Origin of the sequence: Nocardioides sambongensis (genome assembly GCF_006494815.1) — a bacterium.
GTDB classification, from domain to species: domain Bacteria; phylum Actinomycetota; class Actinomycetes; order Propionibacteriales; family Nocardioidaceae; genus Nocardioides; species Nocardioides sambongensis.
Genome location: NZ_CP041091.1, coordinates 2,122,501 through 2,135,540, shown reverse-complemented (window position 1 = coordinate 2,135,540; position 13,040 = coordinate 2,122,501). Strand labels below are relative to the sequence as shown.

At 72.1% G+C, this 13,040-nt stretch carries 15 protein-coding genes (1 of these 15 running past the window's edge); 10 read left to right on the top strand and 5 right to left on the bottom strand.

Going from position 1 to position 13,040, the window contains the following annotated elements:
- Positions 1–144 precede the first annotated feature (144 nt).
- Both FIV43_RS09975 and FIV43_RS09970 read left to right on the top strand, forming a co-directional pair.
- Positions 145–1,266, top strand: coding sequence for a PHP domain-containing protein (locus FIV43_RS09975; protein WP_141014008.1), 1,122 nt, complete (start codon positions 145–147; stop codon positions 1,264–1,266).
- 37 nt (positions 1,267–1,303) lie between these two features.
- Complete coding sequence (locus tag FIV43_RS09970; protein ID WP_141014007.1) at positions 1,304–1,684, top strand: M48 metallopeptidase family protein; 381 nt, start codon at positions 1,304–1,306, stop codon at positions 1,682–1,684.
- Positions 1,685–1,747: 63 nt separating this feature from the next.
- Here FIV43_RS09970 and FIV43_RS09965 read toward each other — a convergent pair whose 3' ends face one another.
- Both FIV43_RS09965 and FIV43_RS09960 read right to left on the bottom strand, forming a co-directional pair.
- Positions 1,748–2,293 carry an NUDIX hydrolase gene (locus tag FIV43_RS09965; RefSeq protein ID WP_141014006.1) on the bottom strand — a complete coding sequence of 182 codons (546 nt, stop codon included), beginning with the start codon at positions 2,291–2,293 and terminating at the stop codon, positions 1,748–1,750.
- A gap of 6 nt (positions 2,294–2,299) precedes the next feature.
- A complete protein-coding gene (locus FIV43_RS09960) occupies positions 2,300–3,646 on the bottom strand; it encodes a zinc-dependent metalloprotease (protein ID WP_181407746.1) in 1,347 nt (448 codons plus the stop codon).
- A gap of 68 nt (positions 3,647–3,714) precedes the next feature.
- Here FIV43_RS09960 and FIV43_RS09955 point away from each other — a divergent pair, with 68 nt between their 5' ends.
- The 6 genes from FIV43_RS09955 to FIV43_RS09930 all read left to right on the top strand — a co-directional run bounded on the left by FIV43_RS09955 (position 3,715) and on the right by FIV43_RS09930 (position 9,856).
- Entirely contained in the window at positions 3,715–4,143 is a 429-nt protein-coding gene (locus FIV43_RS09955; protein WP_141014004.1) for a molybdenum cofactor biosynthesis protein MoaE, read from the top strand.
- A gap of 34 nt (positions 4,144–4,177) precedes the next feature.
- Positions 4,178–4,507 carry a hypothetical protein gene (locus tag FIV43_RS09950; RefSeq protein ID WP_141014003.1) on the top strand — a complete coding sequence of 110 codons (330 nt, stop codon included), beginning with the start codon at positions 4,178–4,180 and terminating at the stop codon, positions 4,505–4,507.
- A gap of 72 nt (positions 4,508–4,579) precedes the next feature.
- Positions 4,580–5,617: a YlbL family protein gene (locus FIV43_RS09945; RefSeq protein ID WP_141014002.1), complete on the top strand. Its 1,038-nt coding sequence runs from the start codon at positions 4,580–4,582 to the stop codon at positions 5,615–5,617.
- 32 nt (positions 5,618–5,649) lie between these two features.
- On the top strand, positions 5,650–6,243 hold the full coding sequence (locus FIV43_RS09940; RefSeq protein WP_141014001.1) for a PPA1309 family protein: 594 nt from the start codon (positions 5,650–5,652) through the stop codon (positions 6,241–6,243).
- Positions 6,240–9,236, top strand: coding sequence for a UPF0182 family membrane protein (locus FIV43_RS09935; protein WP_141014000.1), 2,997 nt, complete (start codon positions 6,240–6,242; stop codon positions 9,234–9,236). Before FIV43_RS09940 ends, FIV43_RS09935 begins: the two co-directional genes overlap by 4 nt.
- A 5-nt stretch (positions 9,237–9,241) precedes the next feature.
- On the top strand, positions 9,242–9,856 hold the full coding sequence (locus tag FIV43_RS09930; protein WP_141013999.1) for a trimeric intracellular cation channel family protein: 615 nt from the start codon (positions 9,242–9,244) through the stop codon (positions 9,854–9,856).
- Positions 9,857–9,902: 46 nt separating this feature from the next.
- Here FIV43_RS09930 and FIV43_RS20960 read toward each other — a convergent pair whose 3' ends face one another.
- Together FIV43_RS20960 and FIV43_RS09925 are read right to left on the bottom strand one after the other, a co-directional pair.
- Positions 9,903–10,046 carry a hypothetical protein gene (locus tag FIV43_RS20960; protein ID WP_181407745.1) on the bottom strand — a complete coding sequence of 48 codons (144 nt, stop codon included), beginning with the start codon at positions 10,044–10,046 and terminating at the stop codon, positions 9,903–9,905.
- On the bottom strand, positions 10,043–12,226 hold the full coding sequence (locus FIV43_RS09925) for an arylsulfatase (RefSeq protein ID WP_141013998.1): 2,184 nt from the start codon (positions 12,224–12,226) through the stop codon (positions 10,043–10,045). Before FIV43_RS09925 ends, FIV43_RS20960 begins: the two co-directional genes overlap by 4 nt.
- A 50-nt stretch (positions 12,227–12,276) precedes the next feature.
- Between FIV43_RS09925 and FIV43_RS09920 the strand changes: the two genes are divergently transcribed.
- Entirely contained in the window at positions 12,277–12,462 is a 186-nt protein-coding gene (locus FIV43_RS09920) for a hypothetical protein (RefSeq protein ID WP_141013997.1), read from the top strand.
- Entirely contained in the window at positions 12,459–12,740 is a 282-nt protein-coding gene (locus FIV43_RS09915) for a MarR family winged helix-turn-helix transcriptional regulator (protein ID WP_141013996.1), read from the top strand. Before FIV43_RS09920 ends, FIV43_RS09915 begins: the two co-directional genes overlap by 4 nt.
- Positions 12,741–12,763: 23 nt before the next feature.
- Here the strand turns inward: FIV43_RS09915 and FIV43_RS09910 are convergent, their stop codons facing one another.
- Positions 12,764–13,040: the final stretch of a bile acid:sodium symporter family protein gene (locus FIV43_RS09910; RefSeq protein ID WP_141013995.1), read on the bottom strand. Its footprint extends 683 nt past the window's final position; only the last 277 of its 960 coding nucleotides appear in the window; its start codon lies beyond the right edge, outside the window — the gene reads right to left on this strand; its stop codon occupies positions 12,764–12,766.

Below are 13,040 nucleotides of genomic sequence, written 5' to 3'. Positions count from 1 at the left end.
GCCAGGAGCGTGCGGAGCCTGGCGGGGACGCCCCTCGTCTGGTCGGGCGTGGGCGCCGCTGACCTGCAGAGATGAGGCCGACGTGGGAGTCCCGGGCCTTTCGAAGGGAATCCACCGGCTGTGGATCAAAATCAAGGAGACGATGTGACCTCCAACACGTACGACGGCACGCCGGTCGCCGCGCTGCGGCGCATCGCGTTCCTCCTGGAGCGCGGCCGAGCGGACAGCTACAAGGTCAAGGCGTTCCGGCGTGCGGCCTCGGCGATCCTGCCGTTGCCGCACGAGCAGGTCGAGGCCGCCGCAACGGCCGGCACGCTCACCGACCTCGACGGCGTCGGCGCCAGCACCGGCCGGGTGATCGCGGAGGCGGTGCAGGGCCGGGTCCCGGAGCGACTCGCCGCCGCGGAGGAGGAGTTCGGTGGGCCGCTCACCGAGGACGGGGCGGGCACCGGCCTGCGCGGTGCGCTGCGCGGGGACCTGCACTCGCACTCGGACTGGTCCGACGGTGGCTCGCCGGTCGAGGAGATGGCGATGACCGCGATGGAGCTCGGCCACGACTACCTGGTGCTCACCGACCACTCACCCCGCCTGCGGGTCGCCCACGGGCTGAGCGCCGAGCGTCTGGCCCGCCAGCTCGACGTCGTCGACGCCGTCAACAGCCATCTCGGCGGCCATCCCGCCAGCCCCGACGGCAGCCCCGACGGCAACCCCGACGGCAACCCCGACGGCACCGGCTTCCGCCTGCTGAAGGGCATCGAGGTCGACATCCTGGACCGCGGCGACCTCGACCAGAGCGAGGAGATGCTGGCCCGGCTCGACGTGCGGGTGGCCAGCGTCCACTCCAAGCTGCAGATGGACGCCGACGCGATGACGCGGCGGATGCTGGCGGCGGTGCGCAACCCGTTCACGAACGTCCTCGGACACTGCACCGGACGGCTGGTGACGGGAGCCCGGGGCACCCGCGGTCAGTCCCGGTTCGACGCGCGCGCCGTGTTCGAGGCGTGCGCCGAGACCGGCGTGGCGGTGGAGATCAACTCCCGGCCCGAGCGTCGCGACCCGCCGACCCGACTCCTGGAGCTGGCCCGCGACGTCGGCTGCCTGTTCTCGATCGACAGCGACGCCCACGCCCCGGGTCAGCTGGACTTCCCGATCCTCGGCTGCGCTCGCGCCGAGGCGGCCGGCATCGATCCGGACCGGATCGTCAACACCTGGCCGGTCCAGCGGCTGCTCGCCTGGGCCGACCCGCGGAACTCCTCGCGCTCGTAGCCCTGATCCGGCCCCCGCGGTGATCTAGGGTCAGGACATGGCAGAGGCGCGTCGCACCGGGCGCCGTCGGCGCGCACAGGTCGGCGACGTCGTGCTGATGGCGCGAGCCCGCGACCTCAGCGACCGCTATCTGGGCGGGCTGCCCCAACCCGAGTCGGTCCGCTGGGTCTCCAACCAACGTGCCCGGTGGGGCTCCTGCACGCCCGGGGACCGCAGCATCCGCCTCTCCGAGCGGCTCCAGAAGATGCCCGACTGGGTGGTCGACTACGTGCTGGTGCACGAGCTCGCCCACCTGCTCGAGCCGCAGCACGACGAGAAGTTCTGGGCCTGGGTGGCGCTCTACCCGCTCACCGAGAAGGCCAAGGGCTACCTGCTGGGCTGGTCCGACGCGTCCAACCTGTCCCGGCCGCCGGACTGACCCGGCCGCCGGACTGACCCTGCCGCCGGACCGACCCTGCCCCCGGACCGACCGGACGCACGATCAGCAGAGCCGGGCGCGCACCTGATCGATCAGCCGGAGCATGCTCGGCTCCAGGTCCGGCAGGTCGCGGACCGACCACCAGCGCACGTCCAGCGACTCCTCGCTGACCACCTGCTCGACGCCCCGAGGCGCCCGGGCGCCGTAGCGCACGTCGAGATGGTTCACCGACCCCCGCGGGTCGCAGAACGCCACCGGGTGCACGTCGAGCTGCAGCGGCTCCGGGTGGAAGGCGAGCTCCTCGAGGCCCGACTCCTCGCGCGCCTCCCGGAGCGCCACCGAGGCGAGGGTGGGGTCGCCGGGCTCGGCGTGGCCGCCGAAGGCGAACCAGCGCCGGGCCTTGCGGTGCAGGTTGAGCAGCACCCGGTCCCCGGTCTCCTCCACCACGAGCGTGCCGGCGGTGAGGTGCTCGGGGAACGCCGAACGCAGCATCGCATCCGGCACCCGGTCGAGCAGCCGGACGAACCGCTCCCGCAGCGCGGCCTGGTCGGCGTCCGGCGGGGTCCACGAGCGCAGGCTCGCGCCGGCGTCCGCGTGCAGGTCGGCCACGTGCGCTCAGGCGCTGGGGGAGTCGGGCCCGTCGGGGGAGTCGGCTTCCCCGACGGGACCGGCGCCGTCCTCGCCGTCGAGCAGCTTGCGCAGCTCGGCGTCGAAGTCGTCCGAGGAGAGCTCCGCGGGAGCCGTGGCCTCGGCCCGGAACGACAGCGGGTCGTCCAGGTCCTCGGCGGTGGGCAGCAGGTCGGGGTGCATCCACACCCCGTCCCGGGCCTCGGGGCCCGAGCGCGAGCGCAGCCCGCCCCACAGCGTCGAGGCGTCGCGCAGCCGACGCGGCCGGAGCTCCAGCCCGACCAGCGCCGCGAAGGTCTGCTCGGCGGGTCCGCCGGCCGCGCGGCGGCGACGTACCGCCTCGCGGAGCTTGGTGGCCGACGGCATCCGCTCGGCGGTGGCCTGGCCGACCACCTCGTCCACCCAGCCCTCGACCAGGGCCAGGGCGATCTCCAGGCGGGAGAGGGCGGCCTCCTGGGCCGGCGAGGTCGGCGGGTCGAAGAGTCCGCCCTCGAGCAGCGACTGCATCGACTCCAAGTTGCTCGGGTCGATCCCGCGCAGCTGCTCCTGCATCCGCTCCTGGATCTGGCCGGCGTTGAGCTCCAGACCGCGGGCGTAGTCGGTGACCGCCCCGATCAGGTGGTCGCGCAGCCACGGGACGTGGGCGAACAGGCGCTGGTGGGCCGCCTCGCGCAGCGCCAGGTAGAGGATCACGTCGTCCTCGCTGACGTCGAGACCCTCGGCGAACTCGCGCACGTTGCTCATCACCAGCGCCGCCTTGCCCGGAGCGCCCAGCGGCAGCCCGATGTCGGAGGCGCCGAGCACCTCACCGGCCATCGCGCCCAGCCCCTGGCCGACCTGCGAGGCGACCATCGCCCCCATCGCCTGTCCCAGGATGCCGAGCAACGGCCCCGCCATCGCCTTCATCTCCTCGGGCACCGCTCCGCCCGCGCCGTTGACCGCCGTGGCCGCGACCGGCTCGACCAGCACCTTCCACACGGGCTGGGTCTGGTCCACCCACTCCGCGCGACTCCACGCCGCGGTGGTGGTCACCCCGGAGGGGAAGCCCGTCGTCGCGTCGAGCCAGTGGTCGGCGAGCTGCACGGCGTCGGCCACCCGGTCGCCGTCGCGACCGGTGGGGGAGGGATCGGGCTTCTGGGCGACCGCCTGGCGGGCCAGGTCCTGGGCCGCCTGCCAGTTGAGCGGCCCGTCGTGCGGCTGCATCAGCGACTGGATCTGCTGGAAGAACGCCTGTCCACCGCCGGGACCACCGAATGCGCCGCCGAGCGCGCCGAAGATCTGCTCGAACGGGGTGCCCTTGAACGGGTTCGGCTCGTCGGGGTCGCCGGTACTCATGAGGTCGAATTTACGCGCCATCGCCAACCGGGCGCGACCGGTGCCGGCCACGCCCTAGGCTGGACGCCATGACCCATCCCGCTGTGCGCCTCGCCGCGATCAGCGACGCGCCGCTGTCGGTGGCCGCGGTGCTCGACGCTCTCGACGACCCCGGCGCCGGAGGCCTGGTGCTCTTCGTCGGACGGGTCCGCGACCACGACGGGGGCAAGGGGGTGCAGGGGCTCGGCTACTCCGCCCATCCGAGCGCCGTGGAGCGGCTGCGCGACGTCTGCGACCGCATCGCCGAGCAGTACGACGTCACCGCCCTGGCCGCCGTGCACCGGGTCGGCGACCTGGCGGTCGGGGACCTGGCCGTCGTCGTCGCCACCACCGCCGCCCACCGCGGCTCCTCCTTCGACGCGAGCCGGGCGCTGATCGACACCCTCAAGGCCGAGGTCCCGATCTGGAAGCACCAGCTCTTCGACGACGGCTCCGAGGAGTGGGTCGGCGCGCCGTGACCGGATCGGGCGGTGCCGGATCTATCGTCGTGGAGTGGAGATCCTGCTCTGGCTGGCGCCCGCCGGCATCGTCACCGTGGTGACCATGCTGTGGGTGGCCTGGTGGGGTCGGGAGCGACGCGACGAGCGCCGCCCGGCCGACCGCGACGCGGCGGCGCGACGTCTCGGTGCGGCACTCGAGCGGGCCGACCGCCGCGGCCGCGGGTACGCCGTGCCGCGCCGCGGGCCGGAGGTGAGCCACGGCGTGGCGCTGCGCGCTCCGCGTCCCCGCCCGGTGGTGATCCCCGGTGAGGCGGAGCAGGACGCGGCACGGCCCGACGGCACCGGGGAGGAGCGCGGCGACCGCGGACGCCGAGCCTCCTGAACGTGCCGGGGCGGCGATGGTGCGTCGCGACCTGTGTACGGCTCTCCTTGGTGCGGATGAGAAAGTAGCCGCATGAACCAGCGCCTCATCGCCGCGTTGATCGCCGGGCCGCTGGTGATCATCCTCGGCGCGGTCGCGCTGGCGGCGCCGCTGCCCTACTCCAAGTACAGCCCCGGCCCCACCTTCGACGTGCTGGGCACCGATGCCGACGATGCCGAGATCATCCAGGTCGACGGCCACAAGGCCTACTACGACGACGGCCAGATCCGGTTCACCACCGTCCTCTCCTCCTCCCGGGACCGCAAGCTCTCGCTCGCCGAGGCGCTCTCCGCGTGGGTCGACCCCGACGAGGCGGTGGTGCCGTTCGACGTCGCGCACCCGCCGGACCAGACCGCCGAGCAGGAGAAGGAGGAGGGCGCCGCGCAGATGACCACCTCCCAGGACGTGGCCAAGGCGGTGGCGCTGGAGGAGATCGGCGAGAAGGTCGAGCCCCGGCTGCAGGTGGCCGCGGTGAGCGAGGGCGGCCCGGCGGACGGCAAGCTGCTGGTCCGTGACGTCTTCGTCGAGGTGGACGGCGAGAAGGTGACCGGCAGCGAGCAGGTCGTGAAGCAGATCCGCACCCACGACGACGGGTCGCCGGTCACCCTGCTGATGCGTCGCGACGGCGAGGAGTTCACCGTCGAGGTGACCCCGGACGTCGTCGACGGCACCCCGCGGATCGGCGTGACGCTCGGCGTGGGCTACGAGTTCCCCTTCGACATCGACATCGAGGTCGACCCCACGGTCGGTGGCCCCAGCGCGGGCCTGATGTTCTCGCTGGCGATCTACGACACGCTGACCCCGGGCTCGCTGACCGACGGCGCGACCATCGCCGGCACCGGCGAGCTCGCCGCGGACGGCTCGGTCCAACCGATCGGTGGCATCGCGCAGAAGATCGCGGGCGCCGAGGACGCGGGCGCCGAGCTGTTCATGGTGCCACCGGACAACTGTGCCGACGTCGCCGATCTCGACCCCGACCTTCGCCTGGTGAAGGCCGACACGATGCACGACGCGCGCCTGGCGATCGAGGCGTGGGCCGACGACCCCGACGCCGTGCTGCCGGCCTGCTGACCGACGACCCCACGCGCCCTGGAGGACACCCCATGGACTACGAGCTCGACGTCGACCCGGCACTGGCGACCGCGGTGCACGAGATCGAGACGCACCACGCCGGGATGGGCTGGGACCAGCCCGCCCGCCTCTATGCCCTGGTCGACACCGGCGCCCTGGTCGCGCAGGAGCCGGAGCTCGCCGCCCAGCTCGGGCTCGACGCGCCCAGCGAGCGGGGGTCGCTGACCCCCGTCGAGCAGGAGGAGCTGCCGCCGGCGCAGAGCCTGGAGGCGGTGCTGGAGGAGATCGGCTGGCCCGAGGGGGTGGCCGGGTGCGCCGCCGTCGTGGAGCGGCTGGTGCTGCCGCCGGCGGCCGACGGCCAGGTCCCCGACGACCCCACCGCCGCGGTCGAGTTCGCCCGCGAGCACCCGGACGCCCAGGAGGTGCGGATCGTGGCAGGGGTGACCCGGCACGGTGCGACGTACTGCGCGCTGCGCCTGCGGGCCCACGACGAGGACTCCTCGGTGATGGGTGGGGCCGACCTGGTGCCCAACCTGCTGGCCCTGCTGCGAGCCACGATGGCCGAGGACGAGACCGCCGCACCCGACGACGAGGGCGGCGCGCCCAGTGAAGGAGCACCCCGATGAGTGAGCTGTTCGACGAGGAGCCGGACCAGCCGACGCCGGCCCGCAGCGGCGGAGGCCGCGGCCGGGCGCTGGTGATCACCGTCGCCGTCCTGATCGTCGGGTTCTTCCTGCTGACCGCCTTCGCCTCGGTCTACACCGACCGGATGTGGTACCGCGACGTCGGCTACGGCCAGGTGTTCTCCACGCTGCTGTGGACCCGGGTCGGTCTCTTCCTGGTCTTCGGTGCGCTGATGGGCGCCGCGGTGGCGGTGGCGATGTACGTCGCCTACAGGTTCCGGCCGATGTTCCGGATCGCCGGCGGCGACGCGAGCGTCGAGCGCTACCGGGACGCGGTCACCCCGGTCCGCGGGTGGCTCCTGGCCGGCGTCTCGATCGTGGTCGGGCTCTTCGCCGGCACCTCCGCGCTCGGCCAGTGGCGCACCTACCTGATGTGGCGCAACGCCGAGCCGTTCGGCACGGACGACCCCTACTTCGGCCGGGACATCGGCTTCTACATCTTCCAGCTGCCCTGGTGGCACTTCGTCGTCGACTTCGTGATGGCGGTGGCGATCGTCGCGCTGATCGCCACCGTGCTGGTCCACTACCTCTACGGCGGCATCCGACTCCAGGTGCGCAACGACCGGCTCTCGGGGGCCGCCCAGGTCCAGATCTCGGTCATCCTCGGCACCTTCGTGCTGGCGAAGGCGGCCGACTACTACCTGGACCGCTACGACCTGGTCACCGACGACCACTCGCTGTTCACCGGGATGAACTACACCGCCGAGAACGCGGTGCTCCCGGCGCGCAACATCCTGCTCGGCGTCGCCCTGATCTGCGCGATCCTGTTCTTCCTCAACATCTGGCGGCGCAGCTGGCAACTGCCCTCGGTGGGGCTGGCCCTGCTGGCGCTCTCCTCGATCCTGCTCGGGATGATCTGGCCCGCGATCGTGCAGAGCTTCCAGGTCAAGCCGTCGGAGGCGGACAAGGAGGCCTCCTACATCCAGGCCAACATCGACGCCACCCGCGACGCCTACGACGTCAGTGACGTGGAGATCGAGTCCTACTCGGGCGCACCGCCGGACGGTGCCTCGGCCGAGGAGGTGCTGCCACAGCTGGACAAGACGCCGGTGGTGGACTCCAAGCAGGTCCGCGACACCTTCGAGCAGCTGCAGCAGCCGCGGGTCTACTACTCGGTGGGCAGCGTCCTCGACGTCGACCGCTACACCATCGACGGCGAGGACCAGCCGCTGGTGCTCGGCGCCCGCGAGATGGACCAGTCAGGGCTGAACCCCAGCGACCAGAACTGGTCGAACCTGCACACTGTCTACACCCACGGTGAGGGCGTCATCGCCGCCTACGCCAACCAGGTCTCGGCCGAGGAGGGCGACGGCCGGATGGTGTGGGCCGAGGGCATCTCCAGCGACACCACCGACGACGCGATCGTCAGCGAGAACGCGTTGGGCGAGTTCGAGGAGCGGATCTACTTCGGCGAGAGCTCGCCGTCGTACTCGATCGTCGGGAAGTCGAGCGAGGGCGCCGACGACGTCGAGCTCGGCCTGGCCGACACCGACACCGACGAGGGCGACACCCGGACCACGTACGACGGCGAGAGCGGCGTCGATGTCGGGTCGACCTTCAGTCAGCTGATGTACGCGATCAAGTTCGGCGAGCCGAACTTCCTGCTCTCGGGCCGCGTCAACGGCAACTCGCGACTGCTCTACGACCGCGATCCGGTCACCCGGGTGGAGAAGGTCGCGCCGTGGCTCACCGTGGACAGCGATCCCTACCCGGCGGTGGTCGACGGCAAGATCCAGTGGATCGTCGACGGCTACACCACCACCGACCGTTACCCGAACTCCCAGCGCGAGTCCTTCGAGTCGATGATCGAGGACTCGCTGCAGGAGGACACCGGTCTGCAGACCATCCCCACCGACGAGATCAACTACATGCGCTCGGCGGTCAAGGCCACCGTCGACGCCTACGACGGCACGGTGACGCTGTACGAGTGGGACGAGGAGGACCCGATCCTGCAGACCTGGATGAAGGTCTTCCCCGACACGGTGCAGCCGAAGTCGGAGATCAGCGAGGAGCTGCGCGACCACCTGCGCTACCCCGAGGACCTCTTCAAGGTGCAGCGCTACCAGTTGGCCAGCTACCACGTCACCGGCGCCGGGGAGTTCTACCAGGGCAGTGACCGGTGGGAGGTCCCCCAGGACCCGAACGCGACCACCAGCTTCCAGCCGCCGTACCGGATGTTCACCGATGTCGGCGACGGCGAGGAGTGGTCTCTGACCTCGGTCTTCGTGCCTCGAGGCAAGGGCAACCTGGCGTCGTTCGTGTCGGCGAACTCCGATGCGAACTCATCGGACTTCGGCCAGCTGAAGCTGCTGGAGATGACGACCACCGGCGTCAACGGCCCCGGACTGATCGCCAACGAGATGAGCAACAACGACGATGTGCGCGCGGCGTTGCGGCCCTACGAGCAGAGCTCCAACCCGCCCGTCTACGGCAACGTGCTGACCGTCCCGGTCGACGACGGGCTGATGTACCTGCAGCCGGTCTACGCGGTCCGGTCGGGCGGCACGACGTCCAGCTTCCGCATCCTGCAGTTCGTGATCGTCTCCTACGGCGAGCAGGTCGGCATCGGCCGCAACCTCTCGCTCGCGATGGACGCCGCTCTCGGTGACGGCGACGGGTCGAGCCCCGACCCCGACCCCGGCTCGGGTGACGGCGACCAGGGCGGCGGCCAGGGTGACGGCGACCAGGGCGACGGCGACCAGGGTGGTGGCCAGGGCGACGGCGGCCAGGGCGGCAACCAGACCGTCGAGGAGCAGATCGACCAGCTGCTGGCGGAGGCCAACGATGCCTTCGACGCGGCCGAGCAGGCCCAGGCCGACGGTGACACCGTCGAGTGGGCGCGCCAGGTCGAGATCGCGCAGGACAAGGTCCAGCAGGCGGCCGAGCTCGCCGGCAAGCAGGAGGAGTCGACGGAGCCGGCCGAGGGCGAGGAGTAGCCACGATGCTGCTGGCGCTGGATCTGGTCGGCATCTTCGTCTTCGCGGTCGCCGGCGGTCTGGTGGCGGTCCGCAACCACCTGGACATCATCGGGGTGCTGGTGCTGGCGATCGCCACCGGCGTGGGCGGCGGTGTGATCCGGGACGTGCTGATCGGGGACGTCCCGCCGCCGGCGCTGGTGGACTGGCGTTACCTGGCCGTGCCGACCGCTGCCGGCCTGGTGACCTTCTGGTTCCACCCGGCGGTCGGCCGGGTGGAGCGCGTGGTCAACGTGTTCGACGCGCTCGGCCTCGGGATGTTCTGCGTCGCCGGCGCCTTCAAGGCCCACGAGTACGGGCTCGGGCCGGCGCCGGCCGCCGCACTGGGCATGCTCACCGCGGTCGGCGGCGGCGTGATCCGCGACGTCCTCGCCGGGCGGGTGCCGGTGATCCTGCGGCACGGAGAGATGTATGCGATCCCGGCCCTCGCCGGTGCCGCGATCGCGGCGACCGGGGTGGAGGCCGGGCTCGAGCCGGTCGCGGTGCTCGCCCCGGCGGTCCTGGTGGCGTCGGGGTGGCGGCTGCTGGCGCTCGGCCGCGGATGGTCCGCACCGGTGCCGCGGCCCGGTCCTCCGGCCTGATCGACCGGAGGCCGATCAGGCCGGAGGACGAGGAGCCAGGGAGTCCCTACTCGGTGCGCAGGAGCGCCGCCAGTTGCTCGGCCATGCGGGCGTCGGCGGTGGCGGCGTCGAGCGGCTCGGGGCGCTGGTGGAAGGTCACCGTGTGGATCGTCCCGGTCCAGCGGTACGGCGGTGCGTAGTCCTCGCTCACCGGGAAGCCGGTGTCGTGGCCGATGCGCAGGCCGCCGCCGCCGATCTGGATGCCGCTGGCGCCCATGCCGTCGGGCAGCGGTGCGGTCCCGACGGGCTCGCCGTCGAGGAGCAGCACGCCCGTCGTCTGCTGCGGCAGGTAGCGGAACCCGATCCGGTGCCGGCCCGGGGGATGGGGACGTCGCTGCGCACCTGGAAGGGAGTGCTCGTGTTGTTGAGCAGCAGCGCGGCGCAACCGTCGAGGGCGACCAGCGCCCACCCGCTGCTCCAGTCGCCGATCACGGCGAGCACGCCCTCGGCCCCCTCGACGGGCACGTCGACGTCCGCCTCGACCAGTGCGCCGCCACCGAGCGAGGGGACCGCCTCGTCGACGACCGGGTTGCCGCCGGGATGGATGATCACCGTGGCCGGCTGCGGCCACAGCGGCATCTCCATCGCGGCCAGGCGTCCGTGCAGTGAGTCCTGCAGCGGGAGCACCTGGTTGCGCTCGGCCTCGGCCCACCAGACCGCTTCGAGCTCGCGGACCACGTCGGGGTGCTGGTCGGCCACGTCGTGGGCCTCGGCGAAGTCGTCGGACAGTCGGAACAGGCTCCACCGGTCGGCGTCGAGGTCGCGGCTGCCGGGCAGGGCGGCCTCGGCGATGACCCCGCCGGAGATGTGGTCCGTGGTGGCCTTCCAGCCGTCGTGGATGATCGAGCGGGAGCCGAGCATCTCGAAGTACTGGGTGTGGCGGACGTCGGGGGCGTCGGCGTCGGCGACGGCCGCGGCCATGCTCCTCCCGTCGACGCGCTGCTGCTCGACGCCGTCGACCGTGTCGGGCACGGTGACCCCGCAGGCGTCCAGGATGGTGGGGAAGACGTCGATGATGTGGCAGACCTGGTCGCGGACGGTGCCGGGGTCGGTCGGCAGCGTCCCGGTCACCGCGTTGCGCGCCGGCTTGAGGATGAACGGCGTGCGGGTGCCGCCCAACCAGGTGTAGCGCTTCCACAGCTGGAACGGGGTGTTGCCCGCCCAGGCCCAGCCCCACGGGTAGTGGTTGTAGGAGCGGTACCCGCCGATCTCGTCGATCCCGGCGAGGTTGTCCTCGAGGCTGTCCGGCACGCCGAAGCCGAACCGGTGCTCGTTGATCGAGCCGACCGGACCGCCCTCGGCGCTGGCGCCGTTGTCGGAGGTGAGGACGACCAGCGTGTCGTCCAGCACGCCGAGCTCCTCCAGCTCGTCGAGGAGCCGGCCGAGATGGTGGTCGAAGTGGGTGAGGAACCCGGCGAAGACCTCCTGGAACCGGGCGAAGAGGCGCTGCTCCTCGTCGGTGAGCGTGGACCAGTCCGGGATCCACGCGGGACGCTCGCTGAGGGTGGTGCCGGCGGGGACGACGCCGATCTCCTGCTGACGGGCGAACACCCGCTCGCGCCAGGCCTCCCAGCCGTCGTCGTACCGTCCCGCGTAGCGGTCGGCCCAGGCCGCGGGCACGTGGTGCGGGGCGTGCGCGGTCCCCGGCGCGAAGTACATCAGGAACGGCTTCTCCGGCGTCGCGTTGTGCTGGTCGCGCAGCATCGTGATCGCCTGGTCGGTCAGGTCCTCGGTGAGGTGGTAGCCCTGCTCGGGGGTCGCCGGCGGCTCGACGGGGGAGTTGTCCCGGTAGAGGGTGGGGGTCCACTGGTTGGCGTCGCCGTGGATGAAACCGTAGTAGCGCTCGAAGCCCATCCCCAGCGGCCAGGTGTCGAACGGACCGGCCGCCGAGCGGTCGTCGCGCGGGGTCAGGTGCCACTTCCCGACCGCCATGGTGTTCCAGCCCTCGTCGCGGAGGACGCGCGCGACGGAGGCCGCCGAACGCGGGATCCGGGCCGTGTAGCCGGGGAACCCGGTCGGCAGGTCGGTCAGCATCCCCATCCCGACCGCATGGTGGTTGCGGCCGGTCAGCATCGCGGCGCGACTGGGCGAGCAGATCGCGGTGACGTGGAACCGGTTGAACCGCACACCGGCGCCGGCCAGGCGGTCCATGTTGGGGGTGGCGATGTCGGAGCCGAAGCAGCCCAGTTGGGCGAACCCGACGTCGTCGAGCAGCACCATCAGCACGTTCGGTCGCCCGGCGGGCCGGGGACGTTCGGGATGCCAGGCCACGGAGTCGGCCAGGGTCCGGCCGATCACGGCGCCGTTGGTCGTGGGCCGGGCGTGGTTCATGCGGTGACTCCTTCGAAGGTCGCGATGGTCGCTGCTCGTACGATGTGGCGGTGACGGACGACCGCCAGGACTTCGGGGTGCTGCTGGCGTTGGCGCAGGTGACGTTCTCCGAGGAGCTGCGCGAGCACCTGCGCACCGAGGGTCACGAGTCGTTCACCACCCGTACCGGGTTCGTGCTGCGGCTGCTCACGGCCGAGCCGCTGAGCCTGCGGGACTGGCGGACCGCCTGCACATGACCCCGCAGGCGACCCTCAAGCTGGTCGACCTGATGACCGAGGCCGGGTACGTCGACCGCACCGACTCGCCCGAGGACCGTCGGGTGCGGCTGGTCGTGGTGAACGACCGCGGGCGCGAGGCGTTGGCGACCGCGCAGGCGTTCCACGACCGCTTCGAGTCCGACCTCGCCACCAGCATCGGTGGTGAGGCCGCGGCCGGCGTGCGGCGGGGCCTCGAGCTGCTCGCGGCGCGGACTCCCGTCGCGGTGCCGGGCGGGAACGGGCGTCCACCCCGCTGAGCGGGGGTCCCGCGGCGATCTCCTCACGCGGCGTTCCCGGTGGGTTGCTGGGTCTGGTCGCTGCGCATCGGGCGCCGTCGCCACCAGCCGGCGAGCAGGAGTCCGAACACCACGTCCCAAACCGCCCAGGTGGCGACCAGGAGGATCGCTCCGCCGAGGCCGTCGAAGTAGGCGAGGACCAGGACCAGCGCGAGGCCGGTGTTGCGCATGCCGATCTCGATCGTCATCGCCCGCAGCCCCGGCTCGGGGAGGCGGCTGATCCGGCCGGCGCCGTACCCGATGATGAAGGAGAGGGCGTTC

Excerpts from the sequence above, each read along its gene's own strand:
- FIV43_RS09970 (WP_141014007.1), top strand. The coding sequence starts at position 1,304 with ATGGCAGAGGCGCGTCGCACCGGGCGCCGTCGGCGCGCACAGGTCGGC.
- FIV43_RS09960 (WP_181407746.1), bottom strand. The coding sequence starts at position 3,646 with ATGAGTACCGGCGACCCCGACGAGCCGAACCCGTTCAAGGGCACCCCG.
- FIV43_RS09955 (WP_141014004.1), top strand. The coding sequence starts at position 3,715 with ATGACCCATCCCGCTGTGCGCCTCGCCGCGATCAGCGACGCGCCGCTG.
- FIV43_RS09945 (WP_141014002.1), top strand. The coding sequence starts at position 4,580 with ATGAACCAGCGCCTCATCGCCGCGTTGATCGCCGGGCCGCTGGTGATC.
- FIV43_RS09940 (WP_141014001.1), top strand. The coding sequence starts at position 5,650 with ATGGACTACGAGCTCGACGTCGACCCGGCACTGGCGACCGCGGTGCAC.
- FIV43_RS09935 (WP_141014000.1), top strand. The coding sequence starts at position 6,240 with ATGAGTGAGCTGTTCGACGAGGAGCCGGACCAGCCGACGCCGGCCCGC.
- FIV43_RS09930 (WP_141013999.1), top strand. The coding sequence starts at position 9,242 with ATGCTGCTGGCGCTGGATCTGGTCGGCATCTTCGTCTTCGCGGTCGCC.
- FIV43_RS09925 (WP_141013998.1), bottom strand. The coding sequence starts at position 12,226 with ATGAACCACGCCCGGCCCACGACCAACGGCGCCGTGATCGGCCGGACC.
- FIV43_RS09915 (WP_141013996.1), top strand. The coding sequence starts at position 12,459 with ATGACCCCGCAGGCGACCCTCAAGCTGGTCGACCTGATGACCGAGGCC.